The organism is Saccharopolyspora sp. NPDC049426 (genome assembly GCF_040676935.1).
Taxonomy (GTDB): Bacteria; Actinomycetota; Actinomycetes; order Mycobacteriales; family Pseudonocardiaceae; genus Saccharopolyspora.
This window is the reverse complement of the sequence record NZ_JBFAPZ010000002.1, coordinates 141,051-163,996: the sequence shown is the minus strand read 5'-3', so window position 1 is coordinate 163,996 and position 22,946 is coordinate 141,051. Positions and strand designations below refer to the sequence as shown.

At 69.9% G+C, this 22,946-nt stretch carries 21 protein-coding genes; 5 read left to right on the top strand and 16 right to left on the bottom strand.

Features of this window, described 5'->3' with window-relative positions; all coding sequences use genetic code 11:
- Positions 1-44: 44 nt before the first annotated feature.
- From pafA to dop, 5 genes are all read right to left on the bottom strand, one after another.
- Positions 45-1,403 carry a Pup--protein ligase gene (gene pafA, locus AB0J78_RS03890; protein WP_132673758.1) on the bottom strand — a complete coding sequence of 453 codons (1,359 nt, stop codon included), beginning with the start codon at positions 1,401-1,403 and terminating at the stop codon, positions 45-47.
- Between the two features lie 242 nt (positions 1,404-1,645).
- Positions 1,646-2,389 carry a proteasome subunit alpha gene (prcA, locus tag AB0J78_RS03885; protein ID WP_363786670.1) on the bottom strand — a complete coding sequence of 248 codons (744 nt, stop codon included), beginning with the start codon at positions 2,387-2,389 and terminating at the stop codon, positions 1,646-1,648.
- Between the two features lie 59 nt (positions 2,390-2,448).
- On the bottom strand, positions 2,449-3,294 hold the full coding sequence (prcB, locus tag AB0J78_RS03880; RefSeq protein ID WP_363786668.1) for a proteasome subunit beta: 846 nt from the start codon (positions 3,292-3,294) through the stop codon (positions 2,449-2,451).
- A gap of 153 nt (positions 3,295-3,447) precedes the next feature.
- Positions 3,448-3,639, bottom strand: coding sequence for a ubiquitin-like protein Pup (locus AB0J78_RS03875; protein WP_132622389.1), 192 nt, complete (start codon positions 3,637-3,639; stop codon positions 3,448-3,450).
- A gap of 157 nt (positions 3,640-3,796) precedes the next feature.
- Positions 3,797-5,296: a depupylase/deamidase Dop gene (dop, locus tag AB0J78_RS03870; RefSeq protein ID WP_363786666.1), complete on the bottom strand. Its 1,500-nt coding sequence runs from the start codon at positions 5,294-5,296 to the stop codon at positions 3,797-3,799.
- A 105-nt stretch (positions 5,297-5,401) separates the two neighbouring features.
- On the opposite strand from dop, the gene AB0J78_RS03865 reads away from it, so the two are divergent.
- Complete coding sequence (locus AB0J78_RS03865; RefSeq protein ID WP_363786664.1) at positions 5,402-5,920, top strand: NUDIX domain-containing protein; 519 nt, start codon at positions 5,402-5,404, stop codon at positions 5,918-5,920.
- 7 nt (positions 5,921-5,927) lie between these two features.
- On the opposite strand, the gene AB0J78_RS03860 is transcribed toward AB0J78_RS03865, so the two are convergent.
- Together AB0J78_RS03860 and arc are read right to left on the bottom strand one after the other, a co-directional pair.
- On the bottom strand, positions 5,928-6,878 hold the full coding sequence (locus AB0J78_RS03860; protein WP_363786662.1) for an aldo/keto reductase: 951 nt from the start codon (positions 6,876-6,878) through the stop codon (positions 5,928-5,930).
- Between the two features lie 132 nt (positions 6,879-7,010).
- Positions 7,011-8,801, bottom strand: a complete 1,791-nt coding sequence (arc, locus tag AB0J78_RS03855) for a proteasome ATPase (RefSeq protein WP_363786660.1) — start codon at positions 8,799-8,801, stop codon at positions 7,011-7,013.
- Positions 8,802-9,323: 522 nt separating this feature from the next.
- Between arc and AB0J78_RS03850 the strand changes: the two genes are divergently transcribed.
- On the top strand, positions 9,324-10,022 hold the full coding sequence (locus AB0J78_RS03850) for a hypothetical protein (protein WP_363786658.1): 699 nt from the start codon (positions 9,324-9,326) through the stop codon (positions 10,020-10,022).
- Positions 10,023-10,070: 48 nt separating this feature from the next.
- Positions 10,071-10,790 carry a hypothetical protein gene (locus AB0J78_RS03845; protein ID WP_363786656.1) on the top strand — a complete coding sequence of 240 codons (720 nt, stop codon included), beginning with the start codon at positions 10,071-10,073 and terminating at the stop codon, positions 10,788-10,790.
- A 92-nt stretch (positions 10,791-10,882) separates the two neighbouring features.
- Here the strand turns inward: AB0J78_RS03845 and AB0J78_RS03840 are convergent, their stop codons facing one another.
- Complete coding sequence (locus tag AB0J78_RS03840; protein WP_363786654.1) at positions 10,883-11,770, bottom strand: tRNA (adenine-N1)-methyltransferase; 888 nt, start codon at positions 11,768-11,770, stop codon at positions 10,883-10,885.
- A 20-nt stretch (positions 11,771-11,790) separates the two neighbouring features.
- The gene (locus AB0J78_RS03835; RefSeq protein ID WP_363786652.1) at positions 11,791-12,930 is read right to left on the bottom strand and encodes a site-2 protease family protein; all 1,140 of its coding nucleotides are present in this window, start codon (positions 12,928-12,930) and stop codon (positions 11,791-11,793) included.
- 132 nt (positions 12,931-13,062) lie between these two features.
- Between AB0J78_RS03835 and AB0J78_RS03830 the strand changes: the two genes are divergently transcribed.
- Positions 13,063-13,944, top strand: a complete 882-nt coding sequence (locus AB0J78_RS03830) for a RecB family exonuclease (RefSeq protein WP_132673767.1) — start codon at positions 13,063-13,065, stop codon at positions 13,942-13,944.
- 222 nt (positions 13,945-14,166) lie between these two features.
- Here the strand turns inward: AB0J78_RS03830 and AB0J78_RS03825 are convergent, their stop codons facing one another.
- The 6 genes from AB0J78_RS03825 to AB0J78_RS03800 all read right to left on the bottom strand — a co-directional run bounded on the left by AB0J78_RS03825 (position 14,167) and on the right by AB0J78_RS03800 (position 20,452).
- Entirely contained in the window at positions 14,167-15,012 is an 846-nt protein-coding gene (locus AB0J78_RS03825; protein ID WP_363786650.1) for a VOC family protein, read from the bottom strand.
- Between the two features lie 222 nt (positions 15,013-15,234).
- The gene (hisG, locus tag AB0J78_RS03820) at positions 15,235-16,083 is read right to left on the bottom strand and encodes an ATP phosphoribosyltransferase (protein ID WP_363786648.1); all 849 of its coding nucleotides are present in this window, start codon (positions 16,081-16,083) and stop codon (positions 15,235-15,237) included.
- Positions 16,084-16,114: 31 nt separating this feature from the next.
- Positions 16,115-16,378: a phosphoribosyl-ATP diphosphatase gene (locus tag AB0J78_RS03815; protein ID WP_132622409.1), complete on the bottom strand. Its 264-nt coding sequence runs from the start codon at positions 16,376-16,378 to the stop codon at positions 16,115-16,117.
- A 74-nt stretch (positions 16,379-16,452) separates the two neighbouring features.
- Positions 16,453-17,397 (bottom strand): homoserine dehydrogenase, encoded by a 945-nt coding sequence (locus AB0J78_RS03810; protein ID WP_363786646.1) that lies wholly within the window; start codon positions 17,395-17,397, stop codon positions 16,453-16,455.
- Positions 17,394-18,065, bottom strand: a complete 672-nt coding sequence (locus AB0J78_RS03805) for an HAD family phosphatase (RefSeq protein ID WP_363786644.1) — start codon at positions 18,063-18,065, stop codon at positions 17,394-17,396. Before AB0J78_RS03805 ends, AB0J78_RS03810 begins: the two co-directional genes overlap by 4 nt.
- A gap of 89 nt (positions 18,066-18,154) precedes the next feature.
- Entirely contained in the window at positions 18,155-20,452 is a 2,298-nt protein-coding gene (locus AB0J78_RS03800) for a lysylphosphatidylglycerol synthase transmembrane domain-containing protein (RefSeq protein ID WP_363786641.1), read from the bottom strand.
- Positions 20,453-20,639: 187 nt separating this feature from the next.
- Between AB0J78_RS03800 and AB0J78_RS03795 the strand changes: the two genes are divergently transcribed.
- Positions 20,640-21,539 carry a PAC2 family protein gene (locus AB0J78_RS03795; protein WP_132673772.1) on the top strand — a complete coding sequence of 300 codons (900 nt, stop codon included), beginning with the start codon at positions 20,640-20,642 and terminating at the stop codon, positions 21,537-21,539.
- A gap of 58 nt (positions 21,540-21,597) precedes the next feature.
- Here the strand turns inward: AB0J78_RS03795 and AB0J78_RS03790 are convergent, their stop codons facing one another.
- On the bottom strand, positions 21,598-22,833 hold the full coding sequence (locus AB0J78_RS03790; protein WP_363786639.1) for a styrene monooxygenase/indole monooxygenase family protein: 1,236 nt from the start codon (positions 22,831-22,833) through the stop codon (positions 21,598-21,600).
- Positions 22,834-22,946: the final 113 nt, after the last annotated feature.

The following is a 22,946-nucleotide window of genomic DNA, read 5'->3' as shown; positions in this document are numbered from 1 at the left end:
CGCAGCGCCGTCCAGCTCCTGCTGAAGTTCTGGGGCCGAACGGCCTACAGCGAGTTGATCAGCCGCTCGACCCGCTCGTCGACAGCCCTGAACGGGTCCTTGCACAGGACGGTCCGCTGGGCCTGATCGTTGAGCTTCAGGTGCACCCAGTCGACGGTGAAGTCCCGCCCCGCGGCCTGAGCAGCGGCGATGAAGTCACCGCGCAGCTTGGCCCGGGTGCTCTGCGGCGGAGTGTCCTTGGCGGCCTCGATCTCGCCGTCCTCGGTCGCCCGATCCACCAGGTCCTTGCGCTGCAGCATGTCGAACAGCCCGCGTCCGCGCCGGATGTCGTGGTAGGCGAGGTCGAGCTGCGCGATGCGCGGGCTGGACAGCTCCAGACCGTGCTTGTTGCGGTAGCGCTCCAGCAGGCGGAGCTTGATCGCCCAGTCGACCTCGCGGTCGATCAGCGAGTAGTCCTCCTGCTCGACGGCGTCGAGCGTGCGGCCCCACAGCTCCAGGATGCGCTCGGACATCGGGTCCGAGCCTCGCCGCGCGACGTGGTCGACGGCCCGGCTGTGGTACTCGCGCTGGATGTCCAGCGCCGAGGCCTCCCGGCCGCCCGCCAGCCGCACCGTGCGGCGTCCGGTGAGGTCGTGGCTGATCTCGCGGATCGCCCGGATCGGGTTGTCCAGGCTGAAGTCCCGGAACTGCACCCCCTGCTCGACCATCTCCAGCACCAGGTTGGCCGCCCCGACCTTGAGCAGGGTGGTCACCTCGGACATGTTGGAGTCGCCGACGATGACGTGCAGCCGCCGGTAGCGCTCGGCGTCGGCGTGCGGTTCGTCGCGGGTGTTGATGATCGGACGGGACCGCGTGGTGGCGCTGGAGACGCCCTCCCAGATGTGCTCGGCTCGCTGGGAGAGGCAGTACACGGCGCCGCGCGGGGTCTGCAGGACCTTCCCGGCACCGCAGATGAGCTGGCGCGTCACCAGGAACGGCAGCAGCACGTCGGCGATGCGGGAGAACTCGCCGGAACGTCCGACCAGGTAGTTCTCGTGGCAGCCGTAGGAGTTGCCCGCTGAGTCGGTGTTGTTCTTGAACAGGAAGATGTCCCCGCCGATGCCCTCGTCGGAGAGCCGGCGTTCGGCATCGATGAGCAGGTCTTCGAGGATGCGCTCACCGGCCTTGTCGTGCGTGACCAGCTGGGTGAGGTCGTCGCACTCGGCGGTGGCGTACTCGGGGTGGGAACCCACGTCGAGGTAGAGGCGGGCACCGTTGCGCAGGAAGACGTTCGACGACCTTCCCCACGACACGACCCGCCGGAACAGGTACCTGGCCACCTCGTCCGGGGACAGTCTGCGCTGCCCGTGGAACGTGCAGGTGACCCCGAACTCGGTTTCGATGCCGAAGATCCGCCTCTGCATGACTCCACACTAGGCGCAAAACCGCCCCCGCGGCGGTCCGCCGTTCGGGCAAGTGTCGAAATGAGTTCGGCTGATTTTGGTAGCAGGCGGTCACCCACCCCGTTGCGCACGCACCCGCACGGAGCAGCCCGAATCGCCGTACGTCCGTACGATTTTCCCGGGATGTGGGCCAGTTGTCCCACCGCGAACGACATCGCTCCCGCACCCGAGGCGGGTGCGGGAGCGATTGAGCTCTCGGGCGGTCACTTGCCCGGCGGGGTTTCCTCGCCGTCCTCGGACTTGGCGGAGTCCTCGGTCGCCGCCGGCAGCAGGGCCGTGAGCGCGGCGCCCTGGATGCGGCGGAACGTCCGGTTGGGACGGGCGCGGTCGAGGACCGCGACCTCCAGGGCCTTGGTGCCCAGTTCCCGCGCGGCGTCCCCACTGGACGAAAGTCCCTTGACGGCGACCCGGATGGCGTCGCCCAATTCCATTCCATCGCTGAAGGAATCCTTCAGCGAGCTGGTGATCGTGTCCGCCTGACCGCCCATCACCACGTACTGCGGCTCGTCCACGATGGACCCGTCGTAGGTGAGCCGGTACAGCTGGTCGGACTCGGCGGTCGCGCCGACCTCCGCCACGCAGATCTCGACCTCGAACGGCTTGATCTGCTCGGTGAAGATCGCGCCCAGGTGCTGGGCGTAGGTGTTGGCCAGCGATCGCCCGGTCACGTCGCGCCGGTCGTAGGAGTAACCGCGCACGTCGGCGATGCGCACGCCGGCGACCCGCAGCGCCTCGAACTCGCTGTAGCGGCCCACCGCGGCGAAACCGATGCGGTCGTAGATCTCGGAGACCTTGTGCAAGGTCGGAGACGGGTTCTCGGCGACGAACAGCACCCCACCGGCGTACTTGAGCACCACCACGCTGCGGCCCCGGGCGATGCCCTTGCGGGCCAGCTCGGAACGCTCCCGCATCAACTGCTCGGGGGAGGTGTAGAACGGCATCGTCACGGCTTCTGCACTCCTGAATCTGCTCGCTGTGGCAGGCGGGATCGTGGGGACGGCGCTGGTCAGCCGCCCGGGTTCTCCAGACGTCCGTTGACCACGGCGGTGGCGATCTCGGAGGTCCGCTCCTCGGTCAGCCGCACCGCGCCCTCGGCCGCGGTGATGGTGATGACCGACGGGTAGATCCGCCGGGACACGTCCGGACCACCGGTGGCGCTGTCGTCGTCCGCCGCGTCGTAGAGCGCTTCCACCGCGGCGCGCGCGGCGGTGTCCAGGTCGGCGTCCGGGTCGAAGCGCTTCTTCAGCGCCGACTTGGCGAACTGCGAGCCGGAACCGACCGCGTGGTAGCCGCCGGCCTCGTTGTAACGACCGCCGACGACGTCGTAGGACACGATCCGGCCTGCGCGGTCGGGGTCTTCGGCGTCGGTGTCATAGCCGGCGAACAGCGGCACGACCGCCAGGCCCTGCATCGCCGCGGACAGGTTGCCGCGCAGCATCGTGGCCAGCTTGTTGGACTTGCCGTCCAGCGACAGCGAGATGCCTTCGAGCTTCTCGTAGTGCTCCAGCTCGACCGCGTAGAGCTTCACGAGTTCCTGCGCGACACCGGCCGTTCCGGCGATGCCCACCGCCGAGTAGGCGTCGGTGACGAAGAGCTTCTCCATGTCCCGCTGCGCGATGACGTTGCCCATCGTCGCCCGGCGGTCACCGGCCAGCAGCACCCCGCCGCGGAAGGTCACCGCGACGATCGTGGTGCCGTGCGGCGCCTGCACCGCGCCCTCGGGCGTCTTGCGCCCGCCCGGCAGCAGTTCCGGTGCGGCGGCTTGGAGGAAGTCGGTGAACGACGAGGATCCGGGGGTCAAGTAGGCGGCGGGAAGCGCCTGCCCGGGGAACTGGGCCGAGCTCTGGTCCATCAGCGACATCGTCTCCGTTCTCACAGGAGTCCTGCGACAAGGTGCACTTTAGTCATGATCGAGTGCGCAGCGAGCGGCACCGGGCCGGTGTTTCTCCGACCCGGTGGCCGGTTCTCGCAGGATCACCGCCAGGGCGCACCGGCGGCCGGGGGCCTACTGGCCGCCCTTCTGCACGTAGGCGCGCACGAAGTCCTCGGCGTTCTCCTCCAGGACGTCGTCGATCTCGTCCAGGATGGCGTCGACGTCCTCGCCGAGCTTTTCGCGACGTTCCTGACCGGCGGCCTCCGGTTCGTTCTCTTCTTCGCCGTCGCCGCCGCCCTGCCGCTGAGCCTTCTCCTGAGACATCTCGCCTCCCGGTGGGTTGAAGTCCCGAACTCCCCCGGAATCGGGGGCGTCCTGCCTTGAACACTACCTATCCGACCACTCGTTCGCCCACGCCCAGCCGGGCGTCTTTGACGATCTTTCCGACTACCTGACGTGCGCGGAACGAGGTCGTAGCGGGTCACCCCTTCGTCAGCGAGTCGACCAGTTCCTCGGCGCTGTTGCTGGCTTCCAGCAGGGCGCCGACGTGGGCCTTGGTGCCGCGCAGCGGTTCCAACGTCGGGATGCGCACCAGGGATTCCCGGCCGAGGTCGAAGATGACCGAGTCCCAGGACGCGGCGGCGACCTCCGACGGGTAGCGCTCCAGGCAGCGGCCGCGGAAGTAGGCGCGGGTGTCCTCCGGCGGAGCGGCGACGGCTTCCTGCACCTCTTCCTCGCTGATCAGGCGTTTCATCGAACCCCGGGTGACCAGCCGGTTGTAGAGGCCCTTGTCCAGCCGCACGTCGGAGTACTGCAGGTCGATCATGTGCAGCCGGGGCGAGGCCCAGCCCAGGCCGTCGCGGCTGCGGTAGCTCTCCATCAGCCGCAGCTTGGCCGGCCAGTCGAGCCTGTCGGCGCAGGACATGGGGTCGTTGCCGAGCATGTCGAGCACCTCGCCCCAGGTGTTGAGCACGTCGCGCGAGGCCCGCTCGGCGCCGTGGGCGTCGAGGAACTCCGAGGCCCGCTCGTGGTAGGCGCGCTGGAGGTCCACACCGGTGAACCGGCGACCGTCGGCGAGCTCCACGGACTGCTTGAGGGTGGGGTCGTGGCTGATCAGGTGCACCGCCTGCACCGGGTCGGCCAGCTTGAGGTCGTCGAACCGCACCCCGCCCTCGATCATGTCCAGCACCAGCGCAGCGGTGCCGAGCTTGAGGTAGGTCGAGGTCTCGGCGAGGTTGGCGTCGCCGATGATGACGTGCAGCCGCCGGTACTTGTCGGCGTCGGCGTGCGGTTCGTCGCGGGTGTTGATGATGCCGCGCTTGAGGGTGGTCTCCAGCCCGACCTCGACCTCGATGTAGTCGGAGCGCTGGGAGAGCTGGAAACCGGCCTTCTCACCCGACTGGCCGATGCCGACCCGGCCGGACCCGCACATCACCTGCCGGGAGGCGAAGAACGGCGTCAGGCCGCCGATCACCGAGGTGAACGGGGTGTTGCGGGCCATCAGGTAGTTCTCGTGGGTGCCGTAGCTGGCGCCCTTGCCGTCGACGTTGTTCTTGTAGAGCTGTATGGGCGCGGTGCCGGGGACGCTGGCCGCGCGCAACGCGGCCTCCTCCATCACGCGTTCGCCGGCCTTGTCCCAGATGACCGCGTCGCGCGGGTTGGTGACCTCGGGCGCGGAGTACTCGGGGTGCGCGTGGTCGACGTAGAGCCGCGCGCCGTTGGTGAGGATGACGTTGGCCGCGCCGAGGTCGTCGCCGTCCGAACCGTTGGACTGCTGCGCCGCCGAGCTCAGGTCGAACCCGCGCGCATCGCGCAGCGGCGACTCGACCTCGTAGTCCCAGCGAGCCCGTCTGGCTCTCGGGATCTCCGCCGCCGCCGCGTACGCAAGCACGATGTGGGTGGAGGTCAGCACCGGATTGGCGCTGGAATCGCCAGGTACGACGATGCCGTACTCCACCTCGGTTCCCATGATCCGCCGCATACCTCGCAGAGTACGGGGTATCGGCGGCGGAGCAGAGTGCTTGAAGCCACAGGTTCGCCAATCGTGCCTTCCCGCGCTGCGCCGACCGGGTGGCACGATCGTGGTGTGGGCACAGGTGAGGAGCAGGTCGCGCTGTACGACGCGGCCGGGCGTGTCGTGGGCCGAGCGTCGAGGAGCGAGATGCGCGAGAGGGGACTGCGGCACGCGGCGACGGCCGTGCTGCTGCTCTCGGGCGATGAGCAGCGCATCTACGTGCACCGCCGCACCGACACCAAGGACGTCTACCCCGGCCTGCACGACTGCACCTCCGGAGGCGTGGTCGTCGCCGGCGAGGACCCGTTCGACGCCGCCCGCCGGGAGCTGGCCGAGGAGCTCGGCGTTCGCACCGAACCGGAGTTCCTGTTCCGCGAGGTCTTCGAGCAGAGCACCGTCCGCTACCACGGTTTCGTGTTCCAGGCGCGCTGGGACGGACCCGTGGTGCACCAGCCCGAGGAGGTCGCCGAGGGCTGGTGGATGCCCGTCACCGAGCTGCGCGAGCGCCTCGAGGACCCGCTGTGGCCCTTCGTGCCGGACGGCCGTCAGTTAACCCGGCGATGGCTGCGGGAGCGCGCTGCGCGCTCCTGAGCGGCTCTCAGTGCCACGGCAGCTGGGAGCGCTCGCCCCAGTAGGTCGCCGCGTCCGTGGCCAGCGACTTGAGGGTGGCCAGGTCCTGGTCGCCGAGCTCGACGCGCAGGGCCGCGAGGTTGGTCTCCAGCTGTTCGACGCTGGCCGGGCCGAGCAGCACCACGTCCGCCCACGGCTGGGCCAGGGCGTGGGCGACGGCGATGGCGTCCGGCCCGACGGAGTGGCGCGAGGCGATGGCGGCGAACTCGTCCGGCGGTTTCAGCGCCAGCCGGCCGTTGGCCATGGTCTCCTTGAGCAGCACCCGCCACCCGCCGGTGTGCACCTCGTTGAGAGTGCGGCCGACCGAGGGCTCGGCCGTGTTCCAGGTGGACTGCACGGCGCTGAACAGCTGCGTCCCGCCGATCTCCAGCTCCCAGGCCCGTTCGATGGTCTCGGGCTGCGCGGCGCCGCTGGTGGAGAAGCCGAGCCGCACTCCGGCGTCGCGGATGCGCGCCAGCTCGTGCTGCAGCTCCAGGTCCTCGAACAGCGGGCTGTCACCGGTCAGCGAGTGCACCTGGTAGAGGTCGATGCGATCGCCCAGCAGCGTGCGGGTCTCCGCCCACTGGGCGCGCAACCGCTCCAGCGAGTGCTCCTTGACCTCGTGGACCTCGGTCTCGATGCGCCACTCGGCGACGTAGGCGTAGCCCCACTTGCTGGAGACGGTGACGTCCTCGTGGCCCCGCTCCCCCAGCCAGTCGGCCAGGAACTGCTCGGCGCTGCCGTAGGAGCGGGCGGTGTCGACCCATCGGATGCCGTGGGCGTAGGCGGCGTCCAGGACGGAGCGGGTGCGCTCCTTCATGGCCTGGGCCGTGCGCTGCTGGGGCAGCACGTCGGCGCGGCCGACGTTGATGTAGGCGGGCCGGCCCAGCGCGGCCAGCCCGAGTCCCAGCCGCTGCACCGGGTTCTGCGCGGGGATCATGTCCAGCAACGTATCCCGCCGCGAAGTCGCCCGCACGAGCTCGGGGCCGCCATCCCGGAAGGAGGGATGGCGGCCCCGGATCACCGTCGTCTCGACGACCGTTCGACCACGCGTGCGAGCGCGGCGCCTGTTCTACAGGTACTGGCCGGTGTTGGTGGCGGTGTCGATCGCTCGGCCGGATTCCTGGTTCTTGCCGCTGACCAGGGTGCGGATGTAGACGATCCGCTCGCCCTTCTTGCCGGAGATGCGGGCCCAGTCGTCCGGGTTGGTGGTGTTGGGCAGGTCCTCGTTCTCGGCGAACTCGTCGATGATGGCGTCCTGCAGGTGCTGCACCCGCAGGCCCGGCTGGTTGGTCTCCAGCACCGACTTGATCGCCGCCTTCTTGGCCCTGTCCACGATGTTCTGGATCATCGCGCCGGAGTTGAAGTCCTTGAAGTACAGGACTTCCTTGTCCCCGTTGGCGTAGGTGACCTCCAGGAACCGGTTCTCGTCGGTTTCGGCGTACATCCGCTCCACCGTGGCCTGGATCATCGCGTCCAGGCACGCGGCGTTGTCGCCGCCGAACTCCTTGAGGTCCTCCTCGTGGATCGGCAGTTCGGTGGTGAGGTACTTGGAGAAGATGTCCTTGGCCGATTCGGCGTCCGGACGCTCGATCTTGATCTTCACGTCGAGCCGGCCGGGGCGCAGGATCGCCGGGTCGATCATGTCCTCGCGGTTGGAGGCACCGATGACGATGACGTTCTCCAGGCCTTCCACACCATCGATCTCGCTCAGCAGCTGCGGGACGATGGTGGTCTCCACGTCGGAGGACACACCGCTGCCGCGGGTCCGGAAGATCGAGTCCATCTCGTCGAAGAACACGATCACCGGCGTGCCCTCGGAGGCCTTCTCCCGAGCGCGCTGGAAGATCATCCGGATGTGCCGTTCGGTCTCGCCGACGAACTTGTTGAGCAGCTCGGGGCCCTTGATGTTCAGGAAGTAGGACTTCGCCTGACCATCCTCGTCGCCTCGCGCCGCGGCCACCTTCTTGGCCAGGGAGTTCGCCACCGCCTTGGCGATGAGCGTCTTCCCGCAGCCCGGTGGCCCGTAGAGCAGGACGCCCTTCGGCGGGCGCAGCTGGTACTGCACGTAGAGCTCGGAGTGCAGGAACGGCAGCTCCACGGCGTCGCGGATCTGCTCGATCTGCCCGGCCAGGCCACCGATGTCGCGGTAGCCGACGTCCGGCACCTCCTCGAGGGTGAGGTCCTCGACCTCGGCCTTGGGCACCACGTCGTAGGCGTAGCCGGCCTTGCTGTCGACCAGCAGCGAATCGCCGGACTTCAGCCCGGAATCGGCCAGGGGCTCGGTCAGCCACACGACGCGTTCCTCGTCGGTGTGCCCCATCACCAGCGCGCGCGGGCTCTCGCCCTCGGCGTAGGACAGGACCTCCCGGAAGGTGCACACCTCACCGGTCTGCTCGAACGCACCCGCCTCGACCACCGTCAGGGCCTCGTTGAGGCGCACCGACTGCCCCAACCGCAGGTCCCCGGTCTCGACGTTCGGCGACACCGCCACCCGCATCTTGCGACCGGAGGTGAATACGTCGACCGTGCTGTCCTCGTAGGCGTGCAAGAACACGCCGTACCCGCTCGGGGGCTGGGCGAGGCGGTCGACCTCCTCGCGCAGTGCCATCAGCTGGCCCCGCGCTTCCTTCAGGGTCTCGGTGAGTTTGGCGTTCCGTTCGGTGAGCTGGCTCACTCTCTCGGATGCCTCGGCCAGCCGCTTTTCCAGCAAGCGGGCCTGCTGAGGGGACTCGTTGAGCCTGCGGCGAAGCAGTGCGACCTCGTCTTCGAGAAGACGGATCTGGCTGCGGAGCTCCGCGGAGCCCGCACCCTGCTCGCCGTCGCCCTCCTCAGGCCGGCTGCCGGGACGGTCGTGCTGCATATCGGCACCCTCCTCCCGTGCTCGTACCACCACGGTACCGGCGATCACCGACGACGGCGGCGTCGTGAGGTGTCCGCCGGATCGCCCAGCGTGCCACAGAAATCTCCGAATACACACGGTCTAAAGACGTTTGTCCCCGGCGCGTTGCATCCTGGCTGGTCGAGGCGGATACGGTGGGTTGTCGATCATGGTCCGTTCGATACTCCCGGACGACCTTCCGACACCCCTGCGGAATCGCCGCGACCACGGGTTTTTCCGTTGCGCCACAGCGGTCGTGTGCGCTCTGCGATCATTCGGGTCAACGACTCCGGCAACCGGGTGGCATTTTCGTCGGGAGCCGCCGCACTTCTCCCATCATTTGGAACAACCTCGGGTGTCCGGACATTCCGGACTCCGTCGAAGCGGTCACCGAGGTTGTAATCCGGATACTCCGCACCCGCGGGTCCAAAGGCTCTGGTCTACTTACCGCCGCTAGCGCACAACCGGCGTCGAATGCCGCAAGAGCACTCCTGGGAGGAGTCCATGACCTATCCGCCGCAGCAGCCTGGACAGGGCGGGTGGGGGCAACAACCCACGGGGAACGGATTCCCACCTCAGCCTTCCGGCGCCCCGCAGCAGCAGCCCAACTGGTACGGCAACCAGCACACCGGTTGGGGCCAGCAGGGCCCGGAGCAGGGACAACCCGGCCAGATGCACCCGGGTCAGCCGCAGCCCGCGCAGCCGCAGCAGGCCGGTCAGCCGATGCCACCGCAGTGGGGCAGCGAGTACGGCCCCGGCTCGTGGTTGAAGGAGCCCGGGGGCTTCGGCGACGTCGAACCGCCGGCACCGCAGAAGTCGAAGCTGCCGGTGGTCCTCGGGATCGTCGCGGCCGTGCTGGTGCTCGCCGGAGCGGGCGTCGGCGTCTACTTCTGGCTCGGCAGCGGGCCGGGCGAACCGCGTCCGGTGGCCCAAGAGGTCGTGGCCAAGGTCAACGCGGGCGACTTCGGCACCGTCGGCGAGCTGTTCTGCGAGTCCAACAAGACCCAGCTCGACACCGCCATCGGCCAGCTCAAGCAGTGGAAGTTCGACGTCCGGCTCGGCGAGGTCACCCGCAACGGCGACAAGGCTTCGGCGGATCTCACCGGAACCTACGAGGCCGACGGGGCGTCCCAGCCGGTGGATCAGACGATGGGCCTGGTCGTCGAGAACGGCGAGTGGAAGGTCTGCGACCTCGGCCAGTAGCCGGGGCGCATCGAGGGGAACAACAGAAAAGATTCAGGGGGAGCACCAGTGACGTACCCACCGCAGCAGCCGCCCGGCCAGGGCGGATGGGGGCAGCAGCCCGGTGGCCAGTACCCGCAGCAGCCCGGCGGGCAGTTCCCGCCGAGCGGCGGGCAGCAGTACCCGCAGCAGCCCGGCGGGCAGTTCCCGCCGAGCGGCGGGCAGCAGTACCCGCAGCAGCCGCAGCCCGGCTACCAGCAGCAGCCGTACCCGAGCCCGTACGGCCAGCCCGGCTACGGGCCGCCGCCGAAGAAGAAGTCCCCGCTGCCCTGGGTCCTGGGCGGCGTCGGCGGCCTCGTCGTCATCGGCGTGATCATCGCGCTCGTCCTCGCCTTCACCGGCGGACCGGGCGATCCTCGCCCGGTCGCGCAGCAGGCCGTGGACATGATGAACGCCAAGGACTTCTCCGGGGTGCAGAGCCTCACCTGCGACAAGTCGAGCAAGAAGCTGCAGGACATGGTCGACATGATGGAGGGCAAGGGATCCCAGTTCGAGGAGCTCAAGGGCTTGGGCGTTCCGGACGCCGAGATCCAGAAGTTGATCGAGGACCTCGAGGTGAAGTTCGCCCTGGGCGCGGTCACCGACAACGGCGATGACACCGCCACCGCGCACTTCAACGGCACCATGTCCCTCCACGTGGAGGTCATGGGCCAGCAGATGAATCAGGACGTGCCGATCAACGAGACGAACCAGATGATCGTCGAGGACGGCGAGTGGAAGCTCTGCTGACCGCGCGCTCGATGGTGATCACCGTCCGCTGACCGAGGACAGGAGAACGGGCCCGTACCGGAAGTTCGGTGCGGGCCCGTTCTCCTGTCGTGTCAGCCCTTGCTGGGGCGGCGCTGGACGCGCGGTGGGGTGACGCCGTCGGCGAGGCGGCGGCTGGTGAGCAGGAACGCCGTGTGGGCGACCATGCGGTGTTCGGGGCGGACGGCCATGCCCACCACGTGCCACGGGCGCAGCAGCGTCTCCCACGCCTGCGGCTCGGTCCAGTTCTGCTGCTCGCGGATCGCCTCGGTGACGCGGGAGAGCTGGGTCGTGGTGGCCACGTAGACGATCAGCACGCCGCCGGGGTTGAGCTTCTCCTTGACCAGCTCCAGCACGTCCCAGGGCGCCAGCATGTCCAGCACGATGCGGTCGACGGGCTCGCCGTCGTACTCCAGCAGGTCGCCGAGCCGCAGGTCCCAGTTCTCCGGGATCTCGCCGAAGAAGCGCTTGACGTTGCGCTCGGCGTGCTCGTGGTGGTCCTCGCGCACCTCGTAGGAGGTGACGCTGCCCTCCGGGCCGACCGCGCGCAGCAGCGAGCAGCTCAGCGCGCCGGATCCGGCACCGGCCTCCAGCACCTTCGCGCCGGGCCGGATGTCGCCCCACATCAGGATCTGGGCGGCGTCCTTCGGGTAGATGACCTGGGCGCCGCGCGGCATGGACAGCACGTAGTCGGCCAGCAGCGGGCGCAGCGCCAGGAACGAGGTTCCGCCCGCGGAGACCACCACCGAGCCCTCCGGCTGCCCGATCAGGTCGTCGTGCGCGAGCGCGCCGCGGTGGGTGTGGTACTCCCCTCCCTTTTCCAGCACGACCGTGTACTTGCGCCCCTTGGGGTCGGTCAACTGGACCCGGTCGCCGGGCTGGAACTCACCGCTGACGGTGCTGCTCAACTGCTGCCTACCTTCTCCACGCTCGCCTGACGTGCTCGATGCACGGCGAACCATCGTCGCAGATGGGCAGGCCTCTACCCCCGGCGGGAGCGCAGTGCCGAGCGCAGGTCCTCGCGGCGGAGGACTCCGCTGGGCCTGCCCTCCTCGTCGATGACCAGGAACTGCCAGGCGAGCACCGCCTGGACCCGCTCCAGCACGGCGTCCGGGGACTCGCTGTCCAGCAGGATCGTGTCCGCCTCGACCGGTTCCGCAGCGCGCTCGGCGGGTTCGTGTGGCGCGTGCGTGGCCAGCCGCTCGGCGGCGGTCTGGTCGAGCAGGCCGACCGCGATGCCGTCGGCGCGGACCAGCACGACGCCACGTCCGGCTGCGGCCATCAGCGCGTCGGCGACCGGGCTCTCGGCGGGCAGTTGCAGCACCGGGCGCACCAGGTCCGACAGCTCCAGGCCGCTCGGCCACCGGCGGCGCTGCTCGGCCTGGTGCTCGGCGCTGGCCCCGGCCACGACGAACCAGGCCATCAGCACGCACACGCCGAGCCGCAACCACTGGTCATCGGCTCCGCTGAACAACCCGATCAAGGCGTAGACCAGCAGTGCGACGGCGACGGCTCCGGCACCCACGACACCGGCGGTGGTGCCCGCGACGCGACGACCGGTGATCCGCCACAGCAGCGCGCGCAGCATCCGCCCGCCGTCCAGCGGCAGGCCCGGCAGCAGGTTGAACACGCCGACGGCCAGGTTGGCCACGCAGGTCTGGGCGACCAGCAGCCAGACCGCGCCGCCCGGCGTCATGGCGTACCAGGCGATGCCGGTCGCGCCCGCCAGCACCAGCGACACCGCCGGCCCTGCGGCGGCGATCAGCCCTTCCTGCGCGGGCTTGGGCGGCGTGCGGGAGATCTCGGAGAGCCCGCCGAGCAGGAACAGCCGCACCCGGCGCACCGGCAGGCCCATCCGCAGCGCGACGATGCAGTGGCCGAGTTCGTGCAGCAGCACCGAGGCCGCCAGCAGCACCGTGAACACCGCCGCCAGCACCGCGCTCTCCCACACCCCGGCGCCGGGCAGGATGCGGCCGACCATCGGCGTGTAGAGCAGCACGATGAGCGCGGCGCCGAGCCACCACGAGGTGGACAGCAGCACCGGAACTCCGGCCACCCGGCACAACAGAAGCCCCCCGTCGTTGAGCCTGGGCCGGACGGGCGAGGAAGCGGGCGGCGGCATGTGCGAAGGGTAGTAGGTCGGAGGTAAGAGAGCTGTTACGCCCGGGTGCGAGAGCGGAGTTCTCGCGGATTTCGCGACCACGCCCCTCCCGTGCCGATCTCCTGTCAGGGGGTTTCGTTAGGGTCAGTGCTCATGGCTGAGACCGCGCAGCAGGAACCCGAGCAGGCGACCCGCCGGCGTCCGGCGCTTTCGCCGTCGCGGGCCGGGGATTTCAAGCAGTGCCCGCTGCTCTACCGCTTCCGCGCGGTGGACCGGCTGCCGGAGAAGGCCACTCGCGCGCAGGTGCGCGGCACGGTGGTGCACTCGGTGCTGGAACGCCTCTACGGCCTGCCCACCGAGCAGCGCGACAGGCAGAAGGCCGGAGACCTGCTGGCGCCGGCGTGGGAGGAGATCCTCGCCGAGCAGCCGGAGCTGGCCGAGCTCTTCGAGGGCCCGGACGATCCGGAGCTGGCCAAGTGGCTGAAGTCGGCGAGCGGGCTGCTCGACGCCTACTTCGAGATGGAGGACCCGCAGCGCTTGCAGCCGGAGGCGTGCGAGCTGCGGGTGGAGACCGAGCTCCCCTCCGGCGTGCTGCTGCGCGGCTTCATCGACCGGGTGGACGTCGCACCGACCGGTGAAATCCGCTTGGTGGACTACAAGACCGGCAACGCGCCGCGCGAGATCGGCGAAGCCAAGGCGATGTTCCAGATGAAGTTCTACGCCTTGGTGCTGTGGCGGTTGCGCGGCGAGATCCCCCGCCAGCTGCTGCTGATGTACCTGGCGAACAAGCAGAAGCTCGCCTACGCCCCCGACGAGGACGAATTGCGCCGCTTCGAGCGGACTCTCGAAGCGATCTGGCAGGCGATCCTGCGCGCGGGCAAGACCGGGGACTTCCGGCCGAATCCGAGCAAGCTCTGCGACTACTGCGATCACAAAGCCCTCTGCCCGGCCTTCGGCGGAACCCCGCCGCCCTACCCGGGCTGGCCGGAAGACCCCGCGACGAACGAAGAGTCCATCCTGGACCGCACCGACTGAGGGCAACGGAGAAACGCCTGCGACCCACCGTCAGGCAAGCGCCGCAGGCGCTTTCTCCTCACCTCACCTGAGCAACTCGCACCTCCGCGGGTTCTCAGACGTCTTCTCGGGAGGACAGCCGTAGCGCCGTGTATTGGTTCATACACAAGTCTCGGATCCCGGAGCGAGAAGGCGTCTGAGGTTCCGCTTCTGGCACCGCCAAGCAGGAAGATCACGGAGTGATCAGTCCTCATACGGGTCGTAGTTCGCCGCGGTGCCGAAGTCACCGGCCTGGCTCGGGTCGATCACCGCGAAGCGAGCGCCGGTGGGGTCCCGCAGGACCGCCATGCGGCCGATGCTGGAGTCGTACGGATCGACCCGGACGCGACCGCCGTTGGCGATGGCGGTGCGGACCAGCTCGTCCGTGCCGATCTCGTCGTCCACGCCCAGGTACAGCAGCCAGTGCGGCTGCGTGGACTCGGTGATGAAGTCGCGGATCATGCTGACCCGCGCCAGCACCGACTCCTCGCCCAGGTACCAGACCGAGTAGTCCGAGCGGTGCTCGGTTCCGAACTGCTCCGCGGTGTAGCCGAAGAGCTCCTGGAAGAAGTTGTCGGCGGTCTGCGCCTTGATGGTGACCAGCTCGGCCCACATCAGGGTGCCCGGCAGGCCGACGTCGAACTGCCAGGACTCCTCCGGCTCCAGCAGGCCGAACTCCGCGTCGGAGGGGCCGACCAGCACGGCCTTGCGGCCCACCTTGGGCACCGAGTTCAGCGGAACGGTCTGCACCGCGCCGTGCTCCTCGGCCTCGGCGACCTTCTCGGCGCAGTCCGCTGCCGCGAGGTAGATCCGCCACATCGACTGGTCACCGGAGGCCGCGCGCAGGCTGGCCACCGGGAACCCGTCGCGCAGGGCGATGATGTGCTCCCCGGAAGCCGGGTCGGAGTGGGTCTCGTACTCCCAGTCGAACAGGTTCGCGTAGAACTCCCGCGCCTTGTCCAGGTTGGTGGTGATCAGCTCGATCCAGCAGGGCATGCCTGCGTAGAGCTGCCACTGCGGAGGCGTCTTCCCCGGGACCACTACTGCCATGTGCGTGCCAACCCCCATCGGCGTCGTCCAAGATCGTCACGTTCGAAACTACGCCTCAGGTGTGACAACCGCGGAGGCGCCGGACCAACTCGCCCTCACCTCGCCCAGCCTCTCTCGGCGAGGGCGAGGTGAACACGATCGGGAGAGCGGTTCGCCCGAATGGAGCACCACGAGGCGGTTCTGGTCCGAACGATCACCGTCGGTTCGGACCAGAACCGCCCGTCAGAGTCGGCAGGCCCGGATGTCCGAGGACAGGATCGCCTTCGCCCCCACGGCCGCGAGGCGGTCCATGATCGCCGGGGCCTCCTTGCGGGAGACCATGGCGCGGACCGCGACCCACCGCTCATCGGCCAGCGGTGCCATGGTCGGCGACTCCAGACCCGGGGTCATCTTCGTGGCGTCGTCGAGCAGGTCCTTCGGGCAGTTGTAGTCCAGCATCACGTACTGCTGCGCGAACACCACGCCCTGCAGCCGCGCGATCAGCTGGTTCTTCGCCTGCTCCTGGTCGGAGTCGCGGCGCTCGAGGACCACGGCCTCGGACTTGCAGATCGGGTCGCCGAAGGCCACCAGACCGTGCTGGCGCAGGGTGCGGCCCGAGCCGACGACGTCGGCGATCGCGTCGGCGACGCCGAGCTGGATGGAGATCTCCACCGCGCCGTCCAGCCGGATCACCTCGGCCGTCACCCCGTACCGGGCCAGGTCGTCGGAGACCAGCCGCGGGTAGGAGGTGGCGATCCGCTTGCCCTGCAGGTCGGCCACGTTCCACTCACCGGCACTGGCGGGCGCCGCGTAGCGGAAGGTCGATCCGCCGAAGCCCAGCGCCAGCCGCTCGTCGACCGGAGCCCCGGAGTCCAGCGCCAGATCGCGGCCGGTCAGGCCGAGGTCGAGCTCGCCGGAGCCGACGTAGATGGCGATGTCCTTCGGCCGGAGGAAGAAGAACTCGACCTCGTTGGCGTTGTCGATCACGGTCAGGTCCCGCTGCTCATGGCGCTGCCGGTACCCGGCTTCCGCGAGCATCTCGGACGCGGGACCGGCAAGCGTGCCCTTGTTGGGCACTGCAACGCGCAGCATTGAACCTGTTCTCCTCGTGTTCGGTGTTGATCTACAGGTAGCGGTAGACGTCCTCTAGGGACAGTCCGCGACCCAGCATGATGACCTGCAGCCGGTAGAGCAGCTGCGAGATCTCCTCGGCGAGTTCCTCGTCGGACTCGTGCTCAGCGGCCAGCCAGACTTCGCCGGCCTCCTCCAGGACCTTCTTGCCCTGGGCGTGCACACCGGATTCGAGCGCGGCCACCGTCGAGGAGCCCTCGGGGCGGGTCCGGGCACGTTCCTGCAGCTCGGCGAACAACTCGTCGAAGGTCTTCACAGTCCTCGATCCTTGCATCCGTCCTGGGCGGGTTCACACCGGACCCGTCCGTTTGCGGGCTCGATCACGGCCGATCAGCGGAAGCCGGTGGTGGCTTCCAGGACCGCGCCGAGCGTGTCCTTGATCATCGCAAGCGCGGCCCCGTGCGGGCCGGAGCGGCCTCCGGAGACCGCGATCTGGCCGGCGTCACCGCAGTCGTAGCGCACCGCCTTCTCCGGTCCGCGCAGCGCGCCGAGCGCGGAGGCCTCCGGCTCGGCCGACAACGCCACCCGGACCACGCCGGGCTCGTCGCGCACCGCATCGGCGACCTGCCGCAGCCGATGACCTGCGGGAACGGCTGGCAGCGGAGGTGCGATCGGCTCGGCGGAGACCCGGGTCTCCGCCGGGTCCCAGCCCCACAGCAGCGCGCTGAGCAGCCGGAGCTTGGTCGCCGCATCGCCTCCGGAGAGGTCGTTGCTCGGGTCGGCCTCGGCGATGCCCGCGCGCTGCGCTTCGGCGACGGCGCCGTCCAGGTCCGCGCCGTCGGCGAGCCGGTCGAGGACGAAGGTGGCGGTGCCGTTCACGCAGCCGGAGACCGCGCGCACGTCGAAGCCCCGCAGCACCGATCGGGCCAGGTCACCGGCGGGCATCGCGGCGCCCGTGGCGCCCGAGACGCGCACCGACCGGCCGGCGGCGTCCGCCGCCTCGGTGAGCTCCTTCCAGTGCGTGAGCAGGTGCGACTTGGTCGCGGTGACCACGTGGGCACCCGCGTTGAGCGCCTGCAGCGCCTCCCGTGCCGCACGGCCGTCGCCGTCGGAAGGAACCGCCTGGGCGAACACCCGCGCACCGGTGCGCTCCAGCAGCTCGGGCAGATCGGTGAGCGGACCCCACTCCCCCGCTTCGCGTTGGCGTTCCCGGCCGCGCACGGCCACCACCCGCAGGTCCAGGCCGTGCTGCCGACCGCGTTCGGCGACGAGGTCGGCGTAGGCCCGGCCGACCGGCCCGTGACCGGCCAGCACGATCGGGACCGGCTCGCTCACGCGGCCGGTGCGAGCAGCTCGCCCAGCGCCGCGACGTCGACCTCGGCCAGCGAGTCGCGCAGCGTGCGGCGGGGGCCAGGCGACAGCGGCACCTCGCACGGGATCGCCAGCACCGCGCAGCCCGCGGCTTCGGCGGAGGCCACGCCGGTGGGCGAGTCCTCGACCGCGACGCAGTCCGCGGGGTCGACGCCGAGCAGGCGAGCGGCCTTGAGGTAGGGCTCGGGATCGGGCTTGTTCTTGCCGTCGACCTCGTCGCCGCAGACGGTGACGTCGAAGGAGTCGTGACCCAGGGTGTCCAGCGCCAGGTCGGTGAGCGGGCGGATCGTGGAGGTCACCAGCGCCGTGCGCAGCCCCAGCTCCTTGGCGCGGAGCAGCGCCTCCTCGGCTCCCGGCCGCCACGGCAGGCCCTCGCCGAACAGCTCGGTCATGCGGCGCGCGACCCAGCTGGCGGCACCCGCGATCTCGGAGTTCCCGTCGGGCAGGCCCAGGTCGACGAGCAGCAGGCGCATGCTGCGGGTCATGTTGGAGCCGACCATGTCCTCGCGGGTCCGCTGCGAGAGTCGTCCGCCTCGATGCGCCGCGTAGTCGTCGAGCGCGATGGTCCAGAGCTTCTCGGAATCGACGAGCGTGCCGTCCATGTCGAACAGCACGGCGGCGGGCTGAGCCACGCGAACACTCCGTTCAATGAGGTGGAAGGACCACCTTCAGTACACACGACCATCTGTACCGATTCCTACCCAAAGTGTCCGAAGACTCCTCAGATGACGTTGCGGTGTTGCAGGTAGCGGAACATGAGGATGCCGGGCAGCACCGGGATCCAGTAGGTGAGCAGCCGCGACAGCAGCACGGCGGCGACGGCCGCGGTGGGCGGGACGCCCATGGCGCCCAGGCCGGCGAACAGGACGGCCTCGACCGCGCCGATCCCACCGGGCGAGGGCACCAGGTGGCCCAGGGTGTTGCCGACGACGAACACGATGGTCACCGCTGTCCAGGAGAAGTTCGGGTGCAGCGCGGCCAACGACGTCGCCAGCCCGAGCCCGGACACCACCAGGTAGCCGAGCGCCCCGCCGAACAGCTGCAGCGCGCGCACCGGGTGCCGCAGCGTCTCCAGCAGCTCCCGGCTCACCTCCCGCACCGACGGCATGATCCGGCGCCGCCCCGGCGGCGACAGCAGCACCAGCACCGCCACCAGCACCGCGGCCGCGACGCCGACCATCAGCTGCCAGCCGGGCAGCGACAGGTTCGTGAAGGTGCCCGACAGCCCGACCGCGAACACCCCGATCACCGACACCACGAACGCCACCGCCCCGGTCCCGGCCTGGTTGAGCAGCGTCACCCCCACGGCCAGCGGCCTGCGCAGCCCGAGTCGTTCCAGGTAGACGACGTTGATCCCGAAGAACCCGGCACCGCCCGGGGTGGTGCGCCCGGTGAACGCGGCGGCGATCTGGACCTGCAGGGTCAGCCAGAACGGCAGCGGGATCCGGCTGGAGCCCTGCACCGAGATCGACGAGAGCACCACGGCGGCGAAGCCGGTCACGACCGCCACCGCCAGCCAGCCCCAGTTCGCGTGGCGCAGCGCCCCGATCACGTCCCGGGTGTTCGACAGCTCGGGGATCAGCAGGTAGACGGCCGCACCGACCAGCAGCAGGCTCAGCACGGTGGTCGGTCGCACGGGTGAGCGGAAACCGGGGATGGGCAGGCCGAGCCGGTCGGCGAGGGTCTCGCGCAGCTCGGCGAGGAAGTACCGGCCGCGCTGGGCCTGCGCGCGGATCCGGCGCGGCAGCGCCAGCGGCACCACGCTGCCCAGCGCCGTGGCCAGCGATTCGACGGGTAGTGCGGCGATCGCGCTGGTCACAGCCCTTTCGGTGCCGACGGTGGCGGCCACCGACACCAGCGCTTCGGCCAGGTCCTGAGCGCAGCGGGCGTCGTCGGCGCCGGGATGGCTGAAGGTGAACGACAGCAGCCACGGCCGTCCGCGCTCGTCCACCAGGATGTTCTTGGCCCGCAGGTCGTGGTGCGCGATGCGGGCCTCGGCCAGCAGCGCGACCTGCTCCCACACGCCCGCCAGCAGCTCGTCGTCGATCTCCTCCGGCGACAGCTCCGTCAGCCGCCGCCCGGGAACCTCCCGCATCACCAGCAGCGCAGGTGCGTAGGGGACGTCACCGGCCAGGACGACCTCGGGAGTGCGCACTCCGGCGCGGGCGGCGAGCAACGCCGCGTACGCCTCGTGCTCGACCTCGTGGTGCGGGGTGGACAGGCTCGGTTCGTCCTGCACGTCGAGCAGCATCAGCAGGCGCTTGAGCTTGTACCAGGCGCCGGCTCGGCGGCTGAGCCTGCGCACCACCTTGACCCGCAGCGGCGGCCCGTCCACGGTGTCCACCGCGAACTCGCGCGGTTGCAGCAGCCGGTGCCGGAGCGCGCTGATCGACACCGGCGCCAGCCCCGCCTGTTCGAGCTCGTCGAAGATGACCAGCTCCGAGACCTTCCGCCCCGGAGCGCCCCACACCAGGTGGCACAGCAGCCCGACGCCCCAGCCGAGCAGCGCCCCGCCGACCGCGCCCAGCGGCAGTTGCAGGTCCAGGTGCACGACCGCGACCCCGGTCAGCACGACCAGGCCCCAGCCCAGGTAGCGCGCGAACCGGCCGAAGTACGGGGTGGCGACCACGGCCAGCACGGTCACCACCGCGACCTGCTCGGACGGGAAGGGGCGACCGCCGGGCCCCTCCAGCAGCTGGTGCATGAGCATCGCGATCAGCCAGGTCAGCGCACCGGAGCCGCCGCACAGCAGCGCCACCCGGATCCAGCCCACGTAGGAGGTCGCCACGACCACGCCGACGATGCCCGCCCAGGAGCCGATCCAGGTCAACACCACCCAAAAGGGGTCGGCGACGCGCGGGAGGGCGATCAGCTGTTGGTGAACAGCGATCTCCACCGGGTTCGCCGGGATCAGCACCAGCAGCGCGCTCAGCACGAGCAGACCTGCGACCAGGCTGAGTTTGCCCAGGTCACCGGGGTGGCGGCCGATGGACAGCCGCAGACGCGAACGCGGGGACACACCGGTTCCCCCACTAGGCGCTGACGGACTCCGCTCCACGGGCACCTGCTCCACACAGACTGGTCAGACAAGCCTCGGACCAGCAGGAGGAACCGTCAAACCGGCACCTCCGCACAGGCCGGGCACGTGATCATGAAATAGGCGAGGAGGTAGCGCTCGGGGAGGGCGTAGGTCGTAGGCTTGCGCAGTGACCGATCGCGAACAGACGCCCGAACCGAACGCCGACCTGCCGCGGTTGACGGACCCGATCGTGGTCTGCGCGTTCGAAGGATGGAACGACGCCGGGGACGCAGCCAGCTCCGCGATCGAGCACCTGCAGCTCATCTGGGACGCCGAGTCGCTCAGCGAGCTCGACCCGGACCCGTACTACGACTTCCAGGTCACGCGGCCGACGGTCAAGCTCGTCGACGGCGTCACCCGGCAGGTCACCTGGCCGACGACCCGGCTGACGGTGTGCCGCCCGCCGGGTGCCGAGCACGACGTGATCCTGGTGCACGGCATCGAGCCGAACATGCGGTGGCGGGCCTTCTCCGCAGAGCTGGTCGAGAAGATCGAGAAGCTCGGGGCGCGCACGGTGGTGACCTTGGGGGCGCTGCTCGCCGACGCGCCGCACACGCGACCGGTCCCGGTCAGCGGCACGGCCTACGACGAGGACTCGGCGGCGACGTTCGGCCTGGAGCGCACCCGCTACGAGGGTCCGACCGGGATCGTGGGGATCTTCCAGGACGCGTGCGTGCAAGCGGGCATCCCGGCGATCTCGTTCTGGGCGGCGGTGCCCCACTACGTCTCGCAGCCGCCCTCGCCGAAGGCGACGCTGGCGCTGCTGCACCGCGTCGAGGAGGCGCTGGACGTGGAGGTTCCGCTGGGCAACCTGCCGGACCAGGCCGAGGAGTGGGAGGAAACGGTCAGCGAGATGGCCGAGGAGGACGAGGACGTGCGCAACTACGTCCGCGCCCTCGAGGAGCGCGGTGACGCCGAGGTCCGGCTGACCGAGGCCAGCGGCGACGCGATCGCCGCCGAGTTCGAGCGCTACCTGCGCCGCCGGGGACCGGGAGGCAAGGGCCCGCTCGGGCCCGGACCGGGCTGAGCGACTGATTCACGGACGGTCGACCGCGATCACCCCGATCGCGGTCGACCGTTCCATCTCAGGCGGCGGAGCACTCGGCGATGAAGGCGTCGGCGGCGTTCGGGTCCAGGAACCACGAGGCCATGTCGTCGGGGTTGGCGAAGCCGTCGGCGAAGCGCTCGCCGACCGCGGGCAGCTTCGCGGCCGCCCCGAAGATGTCGAGCACGTGCGGGGGCGGCGGCTGCAGGGCGGCGTTGGCCCAGAACGTGACGTGCTGGGCGAAGTCCCAGTAGCTGTCGAACGTGCGCTGCATCCAGCCCCGGTCGAAAGCGCCGTCACCGCGGGCGAGGATGCTCTCCAGGTAGATCTGCGCGCTCTGGCAGGCGGCGTTGGAGCCCTGCCCGGTGACCGGGTCGTTGAGCACCACGCTGTCGCCGAGACCGAGCACCAGGCGACCCGAGGGCAGCTGCCCGATCGGCTTGCTGACGGTCGGCGTCACCGCGCCGGCCAGGGTGCCGCCCTCGTCGGTGAGTTCGGCGTCGGCGAACCGCTCGTGCTCCCACGGGCAGTGCTCGCGCAGCAGGCCGAGCATCCGCTCCCACTGCCGCTGCGGCTCGGGCCGGTCGCCGAAGGCGTCCAGCGGACCACCGGGAACGCCTTCCAGCAGCAGGATTTCGCAGGCGCCGTCGAGCGTGTGCCCGGGGTAGCTGATGACCTCGCCGATGCCGGCGAGCGCGTTGAAGCGGGCGGCGGAGGAGTCGTCCGGGTCGCTGGAGTTGTGCGCGCCGCGCACGTAGGCGACCGAGAGCTCGCGCTGCGGTGCGGTGTAGGGCGAGCGCCGCGCGTCGCGCTCGAACAGCGAACCGAGCTCGCCCTGGCCGGCCGCGACCACGACGAGGTCGAAGTCGGGCGCCATCTCGTCCAGGTCGGCCACCGAGAGCCGACGGTGGTCGATCGTGCCACCGCGCTCGGCGAACAGTTCGAGCCAGGCGGGCATCTTCACGCGCTGGTCGATCGACAGCGCGTAGTCCTTCAGGGGCGCCATCCAATCGATGACCCGATCCCCTCCCGGGTTCACGACCGACACGCGCAGACCGGTGAGCCGGGGCGCGGTGTCGTCCCACAGGCCCAGTCCGTGCCGCCTCTCGATCTCCAGCGTCCGGTAGTACATCGACTGCGTCGACATGACGCGTCCGCTCCGGATCTGCTCCGGCGTCCGAGCCGAGATCAACGTGACGTCGTAGCGCTCGGCCTGCAGCGTGAGCGCCAGCTGCAGCCCCGCCTGCCCGGCTCCGACGATCAGGACTCTCCGCATGCGTCCCCGGCCACCTCTCGAGTGCCCCCACCTTCGGAAACTTGGGCCCACGGCGACATTTGGGACGAACGTCGTCGCTCCCCGTGATGACGCGACGATCAAATCAAACCCGT